Annotated in this window: 14 protein-coding genes; 8 read left to right on the forward strand and 6 right to left on the reverse strand. The window is 66.5% G+C overall.

Annotation, left to right across the window (positions count from 1 at the left end):
* Positions 1-3: 3 nt before the first annotated feature.
* Positions 4-303, reverse strand: a complete 300-nt coding sequence (gene uraH / locus ACIBK2_RS01605) for a hydroxyisourate hydrolase (protein ID WP_396962453.1) — start codon at positions 301-303, stop codon at positions 4-6.
* Positions 300-812, reverse strand: coding sequence for a 2-oxo-4-hydroxy-4-carboxy-5-ureidoimidazoline decarboxylase (gene uraD / locus ACIBK2_RS01610; RefSeq protein ID WP_396962455.1), 513 nt, complete (start codon positions 810-812; stop codon positions 300-302). Before uraD ends, uraH begins: the two co-directional genes overlap by 4 nt.
* Before the next feature lie 162 nt (positions 813-974).
* On the opposite strand from uraD, the gene ACIBK2_RS01615 reads away from it, so the two are divergent.
* The gene (locus ACIBK2_RS01615; protein WP_396962457.1) at positions 975-2,480 is read left to right on the forward strand and encodes a PucR family transcriptional regulator; all 1,506 of its coding nucleotides are present in this window, start codon (positions 975-977) and stop codon (positions 2,478-2,480) included.
* A 38-nt stretch (positions 2,481-2,518) separates the two neighbouring features.
* On the opposite strand, the gene ACIBK2_RS01620 is transcribed toward ACIBK2_RS01615, so the two are convergent.
* A complete protein-coding gene (locus tag ACIBK2_RS01620; protein ID WP_396962459.1) occupies positions 2,519-3,058 on the reverse strand; it encodes a MarR family winged helix-turn-helix transcriptional regulator in 540 nt (179 codons plus the stop codon).
* Positions 3,059-3,133: 75 nt separating this feature from the next.
* On the opposite strand from ACIBK2_RS01620, the gene ACIBK2_RS01625 reads away from it, so the two are divergent.
* The 3 genes from ACIBK2_RS01625 to ACIBK2_RS01635 all read left to right on the forward strand — a co-directional run bounded on the left by ACIBK2_RS01625 (position 3,134) and on the right by ACIBK2_RS01635 (position 6,970).
* Positions 3,134-3,853 carry an SDR family NAD(P)-dependent oxidoreductase gene (locus ACIBK2_RS01625; protein ID WP_396962462.1) on the forward strand — a complete coding sequence of 240 codons (720 nt, stop codon included), beginning with the start codon at positions 3,134-3,136 and terminating at the stop codon, positions 3,851-3,853.
* Between the two features lie 134 nt (positions 3,854-3,987).
* Positions 3,988-4,920: a family 2A encapsulin nanocompartment shell protein gene (locus ACIBK2_RS01630; protein ID WP_357383968.1), complete on the forward strand. Its 933-nt coding sequence runs from the start codon at positions 3,988-3,990 to the stop codon at positions 4,918-4,920.
* Complete coding sequence (locus tag ACIBK2_RS01635; protein ID WP_396962465.1) at positions 4,892-6,970, forward strand: family 2A encapsulin nanocompartment cargo protein cysteine desulfurase; 2,079 nt, start codon at positions 4,892-4,894, stop codon at positions 6,968-6,970. The genes ACIBK2_RS01630 and ACIBK2_RS01635 overlap by 29 nt, the downstream gene beginning before the upstream one ends.
* A gap of 104 nt (positions 6,971-7,074) precedes the next feature.
* Here ACIBK2_RS01635 and ACIBK2_RS01640 read toward each other — a convergent pair whose 3' ends face one another.
* Positions 7,075-8,076: a polysaccharide deacetylase family protein gene (locus ACIBK2_RS01640; RefSeq protein ID WP_396962467.1), complete on the reverse strand. Its 1,002-nt coding sequence runs from the start codon at positions 8,074-8,076 to the stop codon at positions 7,075-7,077.
* Positions 8,077-8,280: 204 nt separating this feature from the next.
* Between ACIBK2_RS01640 and ACIBK2_RS01645 the strand changes: the two genes are divergently transcribed.
* Complete coding sequence (locus ACIBK2_RS01645) at positions 8,281-9,789, forward strand: putative glycoside hydrolase (protein WP_396962469.1); 1,509 nt, start codon at positions 8,281-8,283, stop codon at positions 9,787-9,789.
* Between the two features lie 3 nt (positions 9,790-9,792).
* Here the strand turns inward: ACIBK2_RS01645 and ACIBK2_RS01650 are convergent, their stop codons facing one another.
* Positions 9,793-11,010, reverse strand: coding sequence for a hypothetical protein (locus tag ACIBK2_RS01650; protein ID WP_396962471.1), 1,218 nt, complete (start codon positions 11,008-11,010; stop codon positions 9,793-9,795).
* Positions 11,011-11,125: 115 nt separating this feature from the next.
* Here ACIBK2_RS01650 and ACIBK2_RS01655 point away from each other — a divergent pair, with 115 nt between their 5' ends.
* Positions 11,126-11,608: a cation:proton antiporter regulatory subunit gene (locus ACIBK2_RS01655; RefSeq protein ID WP_396962473.1), complete on the forward strand. Its 483-nt coding sequence runs from the start codon at positions 11,126-11,128 to the stop codon at positions 11,606-11,608.
* Here ACIBK2_RS01655 and ACIBK2_RS01660 read toward each other — a convergent pair whose 3' ends face one another.
* The gene (locus ACIBK2_RS01660) at positions 11,609-12,325 is read right to left on the reverse strand and encodes an SDR family NAD(P)-dependent oxidoreductase (protein WP_396962475.1); all 717 of its coding nucleotides are present in this window, start codon (positions 12,323-12,325) and stop codon (positions 11,609-11,611) included.
* Positions 12,326-12,413: 88 nt separating this feature from the next.
* On the opposite strand from ACIBK2_RS01660, the gene ACIBK2_RS01665 reads away from it, so the two are divergent.
* Together ACIBK2_RS01665 and ACIBK2_RS01670 are read left to right on the forward strand one after the other, a co-directional pair.
* Positions 12,414-12,980 carry a TetR/AcrR family transcriptional regulator gene (locus ACIBK2_RS01665; RefSeq protein ID WP_396962477.1) on the forward strand — a complete coding sequence of 189 codons (567 nt, stop codon included), beginning with the start codon at positions 12,414-12,416 and terminating at the stop codon, positions 12,978-12,980.
* 10 nt (positions 12,981-12,990) lie between these two features.
* Entirely contained in the window at positions 12,991-13,776 is a 786-nt protein-coding gene (locus tag ACIBK2_RS01670) for an alpha/beta fold hydrolase (protein WP_396962479.1), read from the forward strand.
* Positions 13,777-13,856: the final 80 nt, after the last annotated feature.

A 13,856-nucleotide genomic window follows, 5' to 3' on the forward strand; every position in this document is an offset into this window, starting at 1 on the left:
TGTTCAGCTACCTCGATAGGTGGAGTAGGAATACGGACTGAGCAGCAGCGGCACGTGGTAGTGCGCGGCCGGGTCGGCGACGGTGAAGTCGATGGCGACCGAGGGGTAGAAGGGGCTGATCTCGCCGGTGTCGAAAGTCAGCCGGTGCGTGCCGGTTTCGGGCGCGGGCAGGTCCTTGATGCGGCCGTCGTCGTCGGTGTGCCGCTCGGCGAGCACGGTGCCGTCGGCACGCGACAGCCGCACCCGCAGCCCCGCGGCGGGGCGACCGGTCACCGCGTTCAGCACATGGGTGGACAGACTCACTGCTCCCCCAGCAGCTTTCGCACGCGCAGGCGGGTGATGTCGGCGAGTTCGCTCTGCACCTTGATGCGTTCGTCGAGCTCCGAGTTGGCCAGGCGCTTACGCAGCTCGGTGAGCATCTCCTCGGCGCTGCGCCCGGTGGCGCGGATCAGGAAGACATGGCCGAAGCGTTCCTCGTAGGCCAGGTTGCCCGCGGCGAGCTCGGTGCGCACCGCGGAGTCCGCGGTCGCCGCGCCGGACTGTTCGCCGCGCGACCACGCCGCCTCCCGCTCGGACAACTCCGCCTTGGCCCGGTCGCCGATGCGCGGATGCGCCGACAGCGCCTCCTCGACATCCGGCCAACCCAGCTCACACACCGCGGCAACGGCGGCGGCGGTAGCGCTCGCGGCGTCGGGGTAGGGCCGCGAGGCCGCCACCTTCTGTGCCCACTGCCTGGACGCGCAGCAGGTCAGCAGTTCCTGCTCGGCCCGGTCCGGCGGCAACGCGTTGAGCCATCCGATGTCGCCTGCCATCTGACCTCCTGTCGGGGTTCACCAATCTGTTCCGCAAGTACACCCGCCGAGGAACACCGCAGCTAGAAACGAGAAATCTGAACTGTGCGACAGTTCACACCCAACTCTTTGTGCGAATGTCCAAGGGCGTCTACCAGGGGTGCGACTGTTAGCCTTCGCACCGTGCGCCTTCGATCACTGCTGACCATGGCGGACCTGGGGCTCGAGCTCGTCACCGGCGAGGAAGAGCTGGACCGGTTCGTGCGTTGGGTGGTGACCACGGACATGCTCGATCCTGGTCGCTACCTGTCCGGCGGGGAGCTCGTGCTCACCGGCCTGCAGTGGCGGCATAGTCCCGCCGACAGCGAGGTGTTCGTCAGGGCACTCGCCCAGGCCGGGGTGGCGGGGATGGCCGCTGGTGACGCCAAATACGGAGGTGCGCCGCCCGACGTGGTCGAGGCCTGCCACAAGCATCGGATTCCGCTGTTCCGTGTCCCGGAGAACGTCGCGTTCGCCCAGGTCACCGAGCAGATCACCCGTAATCTGTCGACCGGGCGGGCCGCGGATCTGACCGCGATCCTGGACCGGCATCGGCAGCTCGTCTCGGGTGCCGGGCTCGGTTCGGTGCTCGAGCTCATCGAACGCGATCTCGGCATGCGATGTTGGGTGGTGTCGTCCACCGGACGCGCGGTCGCCGGGCCGGGCACGCCGCCGCCGGTCGAGGTGACCACCGCGTTTCTCAGCGCCCGTCGACTGCCGGTCGCGTTTCTGCATGAGGGCAAGCGGTTTTCGCTGTTCGCGGTGGATGAGCATCGGACGTCGCGGGCTGCGGACTGGTTCCTGGTCTTCGAGGGCGACTACACCGAATGGCCCGAGGAGCGGCGCGCGCTGGCCGGCGAACTCGCCGCCGTCGTGTCGCTGGAACGCGCGCGACAGGACGATCGGCAGAGCGCCGAGGGGCGGCTCGCGCAGGAACTCATCGAGTTGATCGTGTCCGATGCCAAGCCGACCGAGATCATCTCGCGGCTCGAACTCACCGGGCTCGGGCCCGCGGAAACCTATATCGCGGTCGCTGCCGCCGCCGATGACACGTTGCGGCCCGGCGAGTTACGCGTGCTACTGCGCGAAATCCTTTTCGGCAGAAGGCCTGCCGCCGGTGTGGTGGACGGCGAAGCTATCGCGCTGATTCCGGCAGGTCCGGATACTCCTGTGATCGACGAAATCAACCGTGCGGTAACCGCTTTGGAGCCCGGACTACGCGGTAGCCGACTATCCGTCGGCGTCAGCGGCGTGGTCGACGGCGAGGGCCTGCGCGGTGCCGTCGAAGAAGCCCGCTACGCCCGCCGGATGGCCGCGGGCCGACTACAACCCGCCAGCGTCGTCGGCCACGACGAACTCGCCACCCACATGCTGCTGCTCGCCTCCGTCCCCGACGAGGTCCGCCGCATGTTCCGCCTGCGCCTGCTCGATCCGCTCACCACCTACGACCAGGACAATCGCGCCGACCTGGTGCACACCCTGGAAACCTTTCTCGAGGTCTCCGGCTCCTGGACCAAGTGCGCCGATCTGCTGCACGTACACGTCAACACCCTGCGCTATCGCATCCAGCGCATCGAAGAACTCACCGCCCGCGACCTGTCCCGCCTCGAAGATCGCGTCGACTTCTTCCTCGCGCTGGCCCTGCGCTGAGTCGCGCCGATCCGCTTGGCGCCCAACAGCTTCAACTGCTACCGCGCTATGCCGCCGACCTGGATGATCTTGCCAAGGCCGAGGCGCGGCATCAGGTCCTGATGCAGGATGCGGAGCAACTCGGTCAAGGTCGCCTGCTGTTCGGCAGTCAGACCGGAGAGCAGGTCGAGCTCGCGGCCGAGTACTTGATCGACCAATCGCTCGACCAAAGCGTGCCCGGCCGGCGTGAGCGCGACGACCACGCCACGCGAACCGTCGTCGAGCGTTGTTCTGGTGACCAGGCCCTCCCCTTCGGCGCGGGCGACCCGCTGGGAGATCGCGCCCGCGGTGAGCATGGTGCGTTCTTTGAGTTCACGGGTAGTCAACTCGTACGGCGGGCCGCTGCGGCGCAACACGCTGAGTAGGTCGAGGGTGGCCGCGTCGGCGCCCTCGGCGACGAGCACCCGGCGTCGGTCGTCACCAAATGCCTTGGCCAGATGCCATATTCGCGTCACGACGCCGATGCCGTCGACCGGCGTGCCCGGCCGTTCGCGGAGCCACGCGAGCGCGATAGCGTCGACCGGATCGTTGTCGTCCATGCCACTCCTCGGTTGCGTTTAGATCTAAATGAAGTCTATGTTTAGGTCTAAATGTACTCGATGAGGGAGATCGACATGGGACGCAACATCGTAGTGACCGGCGGAGCCACCGGAATCGGCCGGGCGATCGCGCGCATTTTCGCGGCCGAGGGCGATTCGGTGGTGATCACCGGGCGCCGGGCCGCGGCGCTGCAGGCGACAGCGGCGGAACTCGGTGTCACAGCACGCGTTTGCGACGCGACCGATCCCGCGCAGATCGAGGCACTGGTCGACCAACTCCCCCGCGAGATCGACGTACTGGTCAACAACGCGGGTGGCAACACCGACTTCGACATGGCTGAACCGACCGACCTGAAGAGTCTGGCCGAAGCCTGGCGGGCCAACCTGGACGCCAATCTGATCAGCGCGGTATTGATGACCACGGCACTGCGCGACCGACTGGCCGCCGCGGGGTCCGTCGTGAACATCGGCTCGATCGCCGCGGACAAAGGCGCGGGAGCCTACGGCGCGGCCAAAGCCGGACTCGCCTCATGGAACATCCAACTGTCCGCGGAGCTGGGGCCGCGCGGCATCACCGCGAATGTCGTTGCCCCCGGCTACATCTCCGACACGGAGTTCTTCCGCGACAAGCTGACCGACGAGCGGCGCGACTCGCTCGTCGCGGCGGCACACACCCGCCGCGCCGGCGTTCCCGATGACATCGCCGCCGCGGTGCACTACCTCGCCTCGCCCGCGGCCCGGCAGGTGACCGGTCAGGTGCTCGCGGTCAACGGCGGTGAACGCACCACCCGATGAGCGCGATGGGATCGGAAATCCGGGCGCGGCGCGCGGTGCAAGGCGGGCAATAGGGTCGATCCGGGCAAGTCGGTAGGCAGGGGCTAGCATGGGCGAGCTGGTAACGGTGGATTTGCCGATCCCGAGGTGGTTCGATGACTAAAGCTGTTCCACGGCCGGTTGCACTGGGCGATGATGCGGCCCGGACACTGGCTAATGCCACGAAGAGCGTTCCGCAGATGGAGTCGATCACCCCACGGTGGTTGGTTCATCTGCTGAACTGGGTGCCCGTCGAAGCCGGTATCTACCGGCGTAACCGGGTCACCGACGAACAAACCGTCGATATTCAGTGCGATAACTTCGACGAGTCTCCGCTACCGGAGACATTTATCGACTACGAGCGAGACCCGCGGGAGTATCGACTCAAGGCCGTGCACACGATCCTCGATGTGCACACCCGCGTCTCGGATCTGTATTCGAGCCCGCACGATCAGATTGCTCAACAGTTGCGGCTCACCATCGAGGCAATCAAGGAGCACCAAGAGGGCGAGCTGATCAACAGCCCGGACTACGGTCTCATCGCGAATGCCACGAAGAAGCAGCGGATCTCGACGATCGCCGGGCCGCCGACGCCGGACGACCTCGACAACCTGATCACGAAGGTCTGGAAAGAGCCGGGATTCTTCCTTACCCACCCGCAGGGCATCGCGGCGTTCGGCAGGGAATGCACCCGGCGCGGTGTGCCGCCGCCGACCGTGAGCATGTTCGGGTCGCAGTTCCTGACCTGGCGCGGGATTCCGATCATTCCGTCGGACAAGGTTCCGGTGGAACGCGGGAAGACCAAGTTCGTGCTGATCCGCACCGGTGAGGCCCGTCAGGGCGTGATCGGGCTGTATCAGCCGGGACTGGCCGGTGAACAGGGACCGGGCCTTTCGGTGAAGTTCATGGGTATTGATCGCAGCGCGATCGCGTCATATCTGGTGTCGCTGTACTGCTCGCTGGCGATTCTGACCGACGATGCGGTGGCAGTGCTCGACGGAGCCGAGGTGGGCAAGTTCCATGACTACGCACCGACCTACCGGAGCTGACATCTCACGCCCAGCTGGCGATGGCGGCGCCGAGTGGATGCTGCCGGACGAGGCGACGCTCAATCGCCTTGCCGGTGCGTTCTTCTCGGCGCTGCCGTCGGGGTCGGCGGGTCTGCCCGCCGCACCGGCGGGGCTGAGTGTGGCGCAGCCCGATATGCCGACGTCACCGCCGAATGTGCCGGTGCCGTCCCCGGTGCCCGCGGCGACAGCGGCTGGTGCACCGGGGTTTTCCGGTGCGACGCATCCCGGTGGACATATGCCGGCCGCGACACCACCGGGCGCACAGGGTGTTTCGAGCACTACGCCGCCCGGCGGCCGGACGCCCGAACCGTCGGTGCCTGGGGCACTTGGCGGCTCCAGCGCCGCGTCTCCTGGTGGCCGCACGCCATCGGCCTCGGCTCCGACACCATCGGGCGTGCAGGGTGTTTCGAGTACCACGCCACCCGGCGGGCGTACTCCGGAACCTTCGGTGCCGGGTGTCAACGGCACCGGGCCTTCCGGCGGCACGGCACCTGCTGGCGCACAGGGTTTTTCGGGTACCACGCCGCCCGGCGGCAGTACACCGGAACCATCGGTGCCGGGCTGGGGCCGCGACGTGCCGATGGCCGATGCGGCCGGACAACCGGCGCATCCGCCGGCGAGTACCGCTGGCATACACAATGACCCGTTCCTCACCACGCTGCCGTCGTTGCGCGGAGTGCTGTCACCACAACGCTTTCCCGATGCCGCGCCGCAGCAACCAGCCGCGGCGCCGAGCTTCTACTTCCTGAATGCGGCCGGCCCTGCGGCATCGATCCCCGCGTCGTACCGGGTGCCCGACGCGCATCCGCCTTTCGATGTGCACGCGGTGCGCAACGACTTCCCGATCCTTCGGGAACAGGTCAACGGCTATCCGCTGGTGTGGTTCGACAACGCCGCGACGACGCAGAAGCCGCGTTCGGTGATCGAGCGCCTCGCTCACTTCTATGAGCACGAGAACTCCAATATCCACCGCGCCGCCCATGAATTGGCGGCGCGGTCCACCGACGCCTACGAGCAGGCCCGCGACATCGTGGCCCGGTTCATCGGCGCGTCCTCGGCCGAGGAGATCATCTTCGTCCGCGGCGCCACCGAGGGCATCAACCTGATCGCACAAACGTGGGGCCGCAAGAACATTCGCGCGGGCGACGAGATCATCATCTCGCACCTGGAGCACCACGCGAACATCGTCCCCTGGCAGATGCTGGCCGCCGAGACCGGCGCCCAGCTGAAGGTCATTCCGGTGGACGACAACGGCGAGCTGATGCTCGGCGAGTACACCAAGCTGCTCTCCGACCGCACCAAACTCGTTTCGGTAACGCATGTTTCGAACGCACTCGGTACCATCACGCCGGTGCGCGAGATCGTCGCCGAGGCGCAGCGGGCCGGGGCGGTCACCCTAGTCGACGGCGCGCAGTCGGTCCCGCACACCGCCATCGACGTGCGCTCGATCGGCGCCGATTTCTTCGTCTTCTCCGGACATAAGCTGTTCGGGCCCACCGGAATCGGCGTCGTCTATGGAAAATCCGAGATACTGCAAGACGTTCCGCCCTGGCAGGGCGGCGGCAACATGATCAGCGATGTGACACTGGAACGTTCGCTGTTCCAACCGCCACCCGGACGATTCGAGGCGGGCACCGGCAATATCGCCGACGCGGTCGGCCTCGGCGCCGCCATCGAATACGTAGAACGCCTCGGCATGGACACGATCGCGCGCTACGAGCACGAACTGCTCGAGTACGCGACACCCCGGGTCGCCGCGGTGCGCGGTATCCGACTGGTCGGCACCGCCGCCGATAAGGCGAGTGTGCTTTCCTTCGTCATGGCGGGCTACGAGCCGATCGAGGTCGGAAAGGCGTTGAACGAGAAGGGCATCGCGGTTCGGGCTGGCCACCATTGTGCCCAGCCGATTCTGCGTCGCCTGGGGTTGGAGGCGACGGTGCGTCCGTCGTTCGCCTTCTACAACACCTGCGCGGAGATCGATCGGATGGTCGCCGTCCTCGAACAACTCGCCGCTAGTTCGCCGCGGTGAACGCGGCGTCCGGCAGAACCTGACCAAACACCTTTACGTCAGCCGCAATCTCTTGCGGCTGACGTAAAGGGCTGCGCCCCAACGGCAGCCGCTACCACCTGGAATCAGTACGACTTGGCCTGACTCGACCACCGCGGGTTCAACGTTCCGGATAAGCGCGCAGGGAAGGAGATCTGCTGTGGGTTGCCGTCCGAGGTGTAGCGCTGCTCCGGGTTCGCCGCGAGCCGGTCGAGCCAGTACGTCGAGTCGAAGTCGACCGCTGTTCTGCCCGAACGGATTCGAGGAACGGCCGTGGGATCGAGTTCGCCGTATTGCGACGGGGCAGGCTCGGCACCGACCAGCAGCACCGACTCGAACGCGTAATTCGTTCCGTCCCAACTGCCCGCGGTGGCCAGGGCGCGATCGTCCGGCGCGATGCCGAGCGGCAACGCCATCGTCCGTACCCGGCCCGGCGCCGCCGCCACGATCGCGCGGACGTTGTCCGCCAGCTCGCGTTGCACGCCAATGCTGTCCAGCTGTGCGAGATTCGCGTGCGTCGCGGTGTGCGCGCCGATCTCATAACCGTGTGCGGCCAACCAGGACAGAGCGCGCGGATTGTCGCCGAACGGCTCGTTGTTGACGTAAAAGGTCGCGGTGGGCGCGAATTCGGGATGCTCCGCGCGGAACTGTTCGAGGATCCCGATCGCCGTGTCGGGCGCGACCTTGCCGTCCTCGGCGATCGTGAGCTGGCTGAGCGTCGAGTCGTCGAAGGTGAGCACCACCGGATGGGTGCCCGCGGGCAGGTCGAAGGCGCCGGAGATGTAGGCCGACGTCGTCACCGGACGGTAGTTCTCGCGCAGCAGTCGATCGAGTTCGGCGCGGAATTTCGCCGGCGTCTGGTCGTATTCGCTGTCCGGCTCGGCCGCCAGCTGGTGGTACATGAGGACAGGGACGACGCCGAGTTCGTTGGCGCCCACCGCGGCCGGATCGGGCGCGGGACTGCTCGACGGTGGCGCGGTCGCCATCGCCCGAAGGGTGGCCGGGTCGGGGTCCGCGGCGCAGGCCGCGGCCGTCAACACCAGCACCGATAACACAACTCGAACACTGATAGTCGCGTTGTTCGCCACCGCGCAAACAGTACGCGAACGCTACCGATTCGTTGCGTAAGCAACTCGGACAAAGTAAGGACGGGCGCGGGCCGAACCCGCGATAGTGGAGCGATCTCCAAACGAAAGTTGGTGTGTGCGTTGCTAGAACGACTAGGCGTGACAGGACACCGGCGGTTGGCGGCAGTCCTGGTTATCTCAGTCTTATCAATTCTTGTCGCTTCTGTGACCCTGAGCTGGGTCCGCACCGAGCCCCGCGGATTGACCGTCACCGGTCTCCCGAACAGTCTGGTCGGCGCGGCGACCATGTCCGCCATGACATTGCGGGTAGACGCGGGTGAATACGACCCCGCCGCCCTGCGACTCGAACTCGACGGTCAGCCGGTCGCCGGCGCGGTCGACGGCACTACCGTCGTCTACCGGCCGGGCGCGCTGCCCGATGGCGAACACAAGTTCACCGCCGAGATCCCGCCGAGCTTCCTCGGCTTCCTCCGCACCGGCCCGGGCGTGTCCAAGACGTTCACCGTGGACAACGAGGCACCGACCCTCGAACTGACGCAGCCCACCGGCGTGACTTCTTACCGCCAGCCGGTTACCTTGCGCGGCAAGGCAAAAGACGCCGAGCGGGTGTCGGTCGGCAACCTGTCGGCGACTCCGGCCGACGACGGCTCCTTCGAGATCACGCTGCCGCGCGCGCAAACCGGCGCCCAGGTGGTCGCCGTGGACGCCGCGGGAAACCAGACCGCGCAGCCGATCACGTCGGCGATCGAACAGCCGCCGATCAAGGCGGTGCACGTCACCGCGTACGGCTGGTCCGACGACGGACTCCGCGAGGACGTGCTGAGCATGGCTCGTGACGGGCGCATCAACACGGTCCAGCTCGACATCAAGGACGAAGACGGCGAGGTCGGCTACGACTCCCAGGTGCCGCTCGCTCGCGAATCGGGTGCCGTCATGCGGATCTACGACGCCCCCGCGGCCTTGCGGCAGTTGCACGACATGGGTATTCGAGTGGTCGGCCGGATCGTCGCCTTCCGCGACAAGACGATGGCCGAATGGGCCTGGCAGGCAGGCCATCAGGACTGGGTCGTCCAGACACCGTCCGGCGAGCCGTACTCGAGCAGGTACGGCCCGATCGCCTTCACCAACTTCGCGAATGCCGAAATACGCAGATACAACATCGATCTCGCGGTCGAGGCGGCGAAGCTCGGCTTCGACGGCATCATGTACGACTACATCCGGCGCCCGGACGGCGCGCTGTCGCAGATGCACTTCCCCGGCTCCACCACCTCGCCCACCGTGTCGATCGCCGAATTCCTGCATGAGAGCCGCGATCCCGTGCGCGACGCGGGCGCCGAGCAGAGTGCCGCGGTATTCGGGGTGGCCGCCACCCGGCCCGACGAGATCGCGCAGGACATTCCGATGATGGCCAAGTACGTCGACTACATCGCGCCGATGCTGTATCCCTCGCATTGGAACGCAGGCGAATACGGTGTCGCCAACCCGAATTCGCAGCCCTACGACATTGTCTTCCGCTCGCTGCAGGACTTCCGTACGCAGACGCAGGGCACCGCGGCGAAGATCGTGCCCTGGCTGCAGGACTTCAGCCTCGGTGTCAGCTACGGTTCCGGCGAGGTCAGGGCACAGATCGACGCCGCGAATGACGCGAAGGTCAACGGGTTCTTCCTCTGGAGTCCCACGGTGCATTACAGCCTCGCGGGACCCGCGGACTGATCCCTACCGGACCGTCAGCAGCCGATCACGCAGCGCGGCAACGATTTCCCGGTGGCTGCTGGTCAGCTCGGGCATCAGCAGGTCGATGCTCAGCCGACCGGCGAAACCGGTGATCACGAAAAACGGTGTCGCCGCGGGTGCGTCGGCCGGTATGGGCGCGTCGAGATGGAACAGCGGCCAGAAGTCGTCCAGTTCGAGCGCGGGCGGATGGCGAAGGGTGGGTACTCTGCCCCAATTCGTCGACAACGCTGCGGCCGGAGCCTGTTGAAGTTCTTGCAGCACAGCGAACTTGCTGCCGGCCGCCTGCACCGCGGCGTGATGGATCCGTTGGTCGGCCAGATCCGCGGCCAGCCGCGCACCGATCGCCCGCGCGATATCCGCGAGCTCGACGGCATCGCCCTCGGCGAGGTACCGCTCATAGCCCAAGATGTTCGTCCCCGCGGTGAAAGCCACCGGCGGTGACATGCGCGATCGCAGTTCCACCAAATAGGCGTAAGGCATCTCGGTGAGCGGCACATTCTGCACGTCGGCGATGGCGAGCAGGATGGCCGCGGATACCAAGCTGTTGATCGTCGTGCCTTGCCGGTGACCGAAGTCGACCAAGGCAGCGGTCTGCCCTTCATCGAGCTGGCAACGCAGATACGACAGCGCGATGACCTGGCGATCGCCGACCGGCGCGGGTGGTACTTCACTGGGCACAGCGGTTCCGGCATCGGCGGGACCGATGCCGCGTTCGGCGTACAACGCCTCCAACGACATCGGATACGCGTGCCGCGCCACCGCCGGGACGGCCGTTCCCTCGACGAAATCGGTGTACAGCGACCAGAATTCCGCCAGTATCGCGAGCGAATGATGACCGTCGGCCACGCTGTGGTGGATCAACAGCGTCACATTCGCGCGATCACCTTCACGCACCACGTGCAGTTCGCATACCGCCCGGGCCGCGTCCAGGTCCGTGTCGTAGCGGACGGACGCGACCTCGCCGTCGAACACCCTGATCACCGGCGGCACCGACGAGCCGACAATCACCGCAGCCTGATCATCGGCGACCAGACGTGAGCTCAGGATCGGGTACGCACGACGCAGCGCGGCAAACGCCTGCGACAGCGCCGCGATGCCGAGGTGACCGCGCACCTGGACGGAGTAACCGACGAACAATCCCAGACCGACATAGATCGCCTCGGTCGGTGCCAACGGTCGAATCGCGTGTGTTGCCGTCATGGTAGGTCTCCTCGGAGTGAGCCAGTTACCCTCAAGCTACAATACGAACGATCGATCGGTTTGATTAGATGAGCAGCGTCACACCCCGCACGGTCGGCGCGGTTACGCTGGTGGAGTGAACGTTGAAGTGACGCGCCTGCCGGGTATCGGTGTGCGCAAGGACTTTCCGGTCAAAGGCGTTCGCCGCCGGATCGGCGTCATCGATCACAAGGACGGCACGATCTACCTGATCGTCAGCAAGTCCGATAACCCCGAGGCCACCGACCAGATTCCGTTATCGGCGGCGGAGGCGGCCGCATTGGCCAACCTGCTGGGCGCCCCACAGCTGGTCGCCCAGCTGCGCGAGGAACACCGCGACTTCGACGGCGTGAACACCAGGCAGTTCGCCATCCTCGGCGGCTCCCCTTATGCCGACCGCCCGCTCGGCGAGACCGAGATGCGCACCTGGACAAGGGTTTCCATCGTCGCGATCATGCGCGGCGGCTCGGTGGTCCCGTCACCGGGCCCGGACTTCACCTTCGCCGCGGGCGACCTGCTGGTCATCGTCGGAACCACCGAGGGCCTCGACGCCGCCGCCAGCATCCTGACCAACGGCTGATCAGCCGCTGAACAGGTCGAATACCTCTTCCGCCCGGTCGCGGGTGCGGTACATATCCCAGGCGGTGGCGGCGAGGTCGTCCGGGTTCAGCGTGCGGCCTTCCATCGAGCCGAAACGGGCCGGGTCGGCGGTGACCATGGTGTGGATGTCGCCGCGTTCGATGAGGCCGCCGATGGTGAGGGTGGCCGCGTAGACGCCACTGTCGGCGAGGTCGGCGTTGAGGGTGACGGCGTAGTTCCGGAGGGCGGCGGAGGGCAGGGCCAGGTGGCCGAGCATGGGCATCGGCCGGACGCTGGAGAGTCCGCCCGCGAAGAGGAGGGCGCCGGTGCCTCTGGTGCGCATGGCCGGGAGGACTTCGTGCACCATGTCGACGGCGGGCCAGACCCAGGCGAACGCGGATTGCGCTGTGGTGGCGTCTGTTTCGGTGAGCGGAATCGGTTGTTCGGTCGGTCCGGGACCGTAGTAGGCGAGCTCGATGTCGCCGTCGCTTGCGATCTCGGCGAGCACCGACCTCAGGCGGGCGCGGTCGGTGATATCGGCGGCGTAGGCGCTGGCATCAATGCCTTGTACGGCAAGGTCTTTCAGATAGCCCTCGTGCCGCGCTTCGCTGCGCGAGATCAGTGCGACGCGGAATCCTTCGCTGCCGAAACGCCTGGCCATGGACATGCTGAGGCCTGGTCCGACGCCGACGATCACGACGGTTGGGGTGCTGGACATAAAGCTCCTTTCCAAAGATTGAGGGGTCCCTCAATTTCAAAAGTAGCATGAAATCGAGGAGCCCCTCGACTTTTGTATGATGGTGCCCATGACCAAACCGTTGCGCCGCGATGCGGCCCGCAATCGCGAAAAGCTGTTGCGCGAGGCGGCCGATGTCTTCACCGAGCAGGGCCTCGACGGGTCCCTGGAAGAGATCGCGCGGCGGGCCGGGGTCAGCATCGGCACGCTGTACAACCACTTCCCGCACCGCGACGCGCTCATCGACGCCTTGCTGCCGCCGCGTCTCGCCGCCATCGACGAATTCGCCGCACGGGCCGCGGCCGAGCCGGACGCCTGGGTGGCATTCAGCGGCTTCGTCGAGGAATTGCTCGGCCAGATGACCACCGACCGCGGCTTGCTGGAGGCGCTCACCGGTGATCATCCCGCTGCCGCCCAGCTGACCGAGGCGTGCCATCGCGGAATGTCGCATCTATCGACGCTGCTGGATCGCGCTCGACAGGAGGGTTCGGTGCGCGCCGACGCGAGCGACGAAGATGTGGTGCATCTGGTCTGGGCACTGTCGCTGCTCGGCGAGGCGGCCGGATCGCCCGCGTGGCGCCGCTGCCTGGAACTCGTCCTCGACGGCCTGCGCCCCGCCCATCAACCGACCCAATAGGAACAGCACCGTGCCATACGCCAAGGCCGCCAACGGCATTCGCCTCGCCTATCAGACCGCGGGCGCGGGCGCGCCACTACTGCTACTGGCCGGACAGGCCAACAATCATCACTGGTGGGACGGAATCCGGTCGGACTTCGAGACCCGGTATCGCACCATCACGCTCGACTGGCGCGGCACCGGGGACAGCGACAAGCCCGACGAGCCTTACAGCACAGTCGGATTCGCCGACGACGTGGTCGCGGTGCTCGACGACCTAGGTATCGAGCAGGCAGCGGTGTACGGCACATCGATGGGTGGTCGCGTCGCACAATGGCTGGCCGCCCGCCATCCGGAGCGGGTGCACACCCTGGTCCTCGGCTGCACCTCCCCCGGTGGCAAGCACAGCATCGAACGTGGTCCCGATATTCGGAAGTCGCTCATCGATCCCGATCCAGACGCGGCGCGCCAGGCCCTGCTCGAGCTGATGTACACCCCGGAGTGGTTGGCGCACAACGCCGGCCCGTACAACACCCTCGGCGATCCCACCATGCCCGCCTACGCCAAGCGCCGCCATCTCATGGCCAGCAACAGACACGACGCCTGGGATGTCCTGCCGGACATCACAACTCCCACCCTGATCGTGCACGGCACCGAGGACCGGTTCAATCCGGCCGCCAACGCACCGCTGCTCGCCGAACGCATCCCGCACGCGCGGATGCGGCTGATCCCCGGCGCCCGGCACGCCTACTTCGACGAATTCCGGTTCGTCGCGGGCCCGCTCGTGCTGGACTTCCTCGACGAGGCGCGCACATAACCGCCATTCCCGCACCTGCCGAATTGATCGAATTCCACTGAAAGTCTTGACTCAGGCAGGTTCCCAGGGTTATTATTCCT

The sequence above is a fragment of the Nocardia sp. NPDC050175 genome, from assembly GCF_044459885.1.
Taxonomy (GTDB): domain Bacteria; phylum Actinomycetota; class Actinomycetes; order Mycobacteriales; family Mycobacteriaceae; genus Nocardia.

Bases quoted from the DNA above. Each gene is read 5' to 3' on its own strand.
- uraD (WP_396962455.1), bottom strand. From the start codon at position 812: ATGGCAGGCGACATCGGATGGCTCAACGCGTTGCCGCCGGACCGGGCC.
- ACIBK2_RS01620 (WP_396962459.1), bottom strand. From the start codon at position 3,058: ATGGACGACAACGATCCGGTCGACGCTATCGCGCTCGCGTGGCTCCGC.
- ACIBK2_RS01625 (WP_396962462.1), top strand. From the start codon at position 3,134: ATGGGACGCAACATCGTAGTGACCGGCGGAGCCACCGGAATCGGCCGG.
- ACIBK2_RS01630 (WP_357383968.1), top strand. From the start codon at position 3,988: ATGACTAAAGCTGTTCCACGGCCGGTTGCACTGGGCGATGATGCGGCC.
- ACIBK2_RS01635 (WP_396962465.1), top strand. From the start codon at position 4,892: ATGACTACGCACCGACCTACCGGAGCTGACATCTCACGCCCAGCTGGC.
- ACIBK2_RS01650 (WP_396962471.1), bottom strand. From the start codon at position 11,010: ATGACGGCAACACACGCGATTCGACCGTTGGCACCGACCGAGGCGATC.
- ACIBK2_RS01660 (WP_396962475.1), bottom strand. From the start codon at position 12,325: ATGTCCAGCACCCCAACCGTCGTGATCGTCGGCGTCGGACCAGGCCTC.
- ACIBK2_RS01665 (WP_396962477.1), top strand. From the start codon at position 12,414: ATGACCAAACCGTTGCGCCGCGATGCGGCCCGCAATCGCGAAAAGCTG.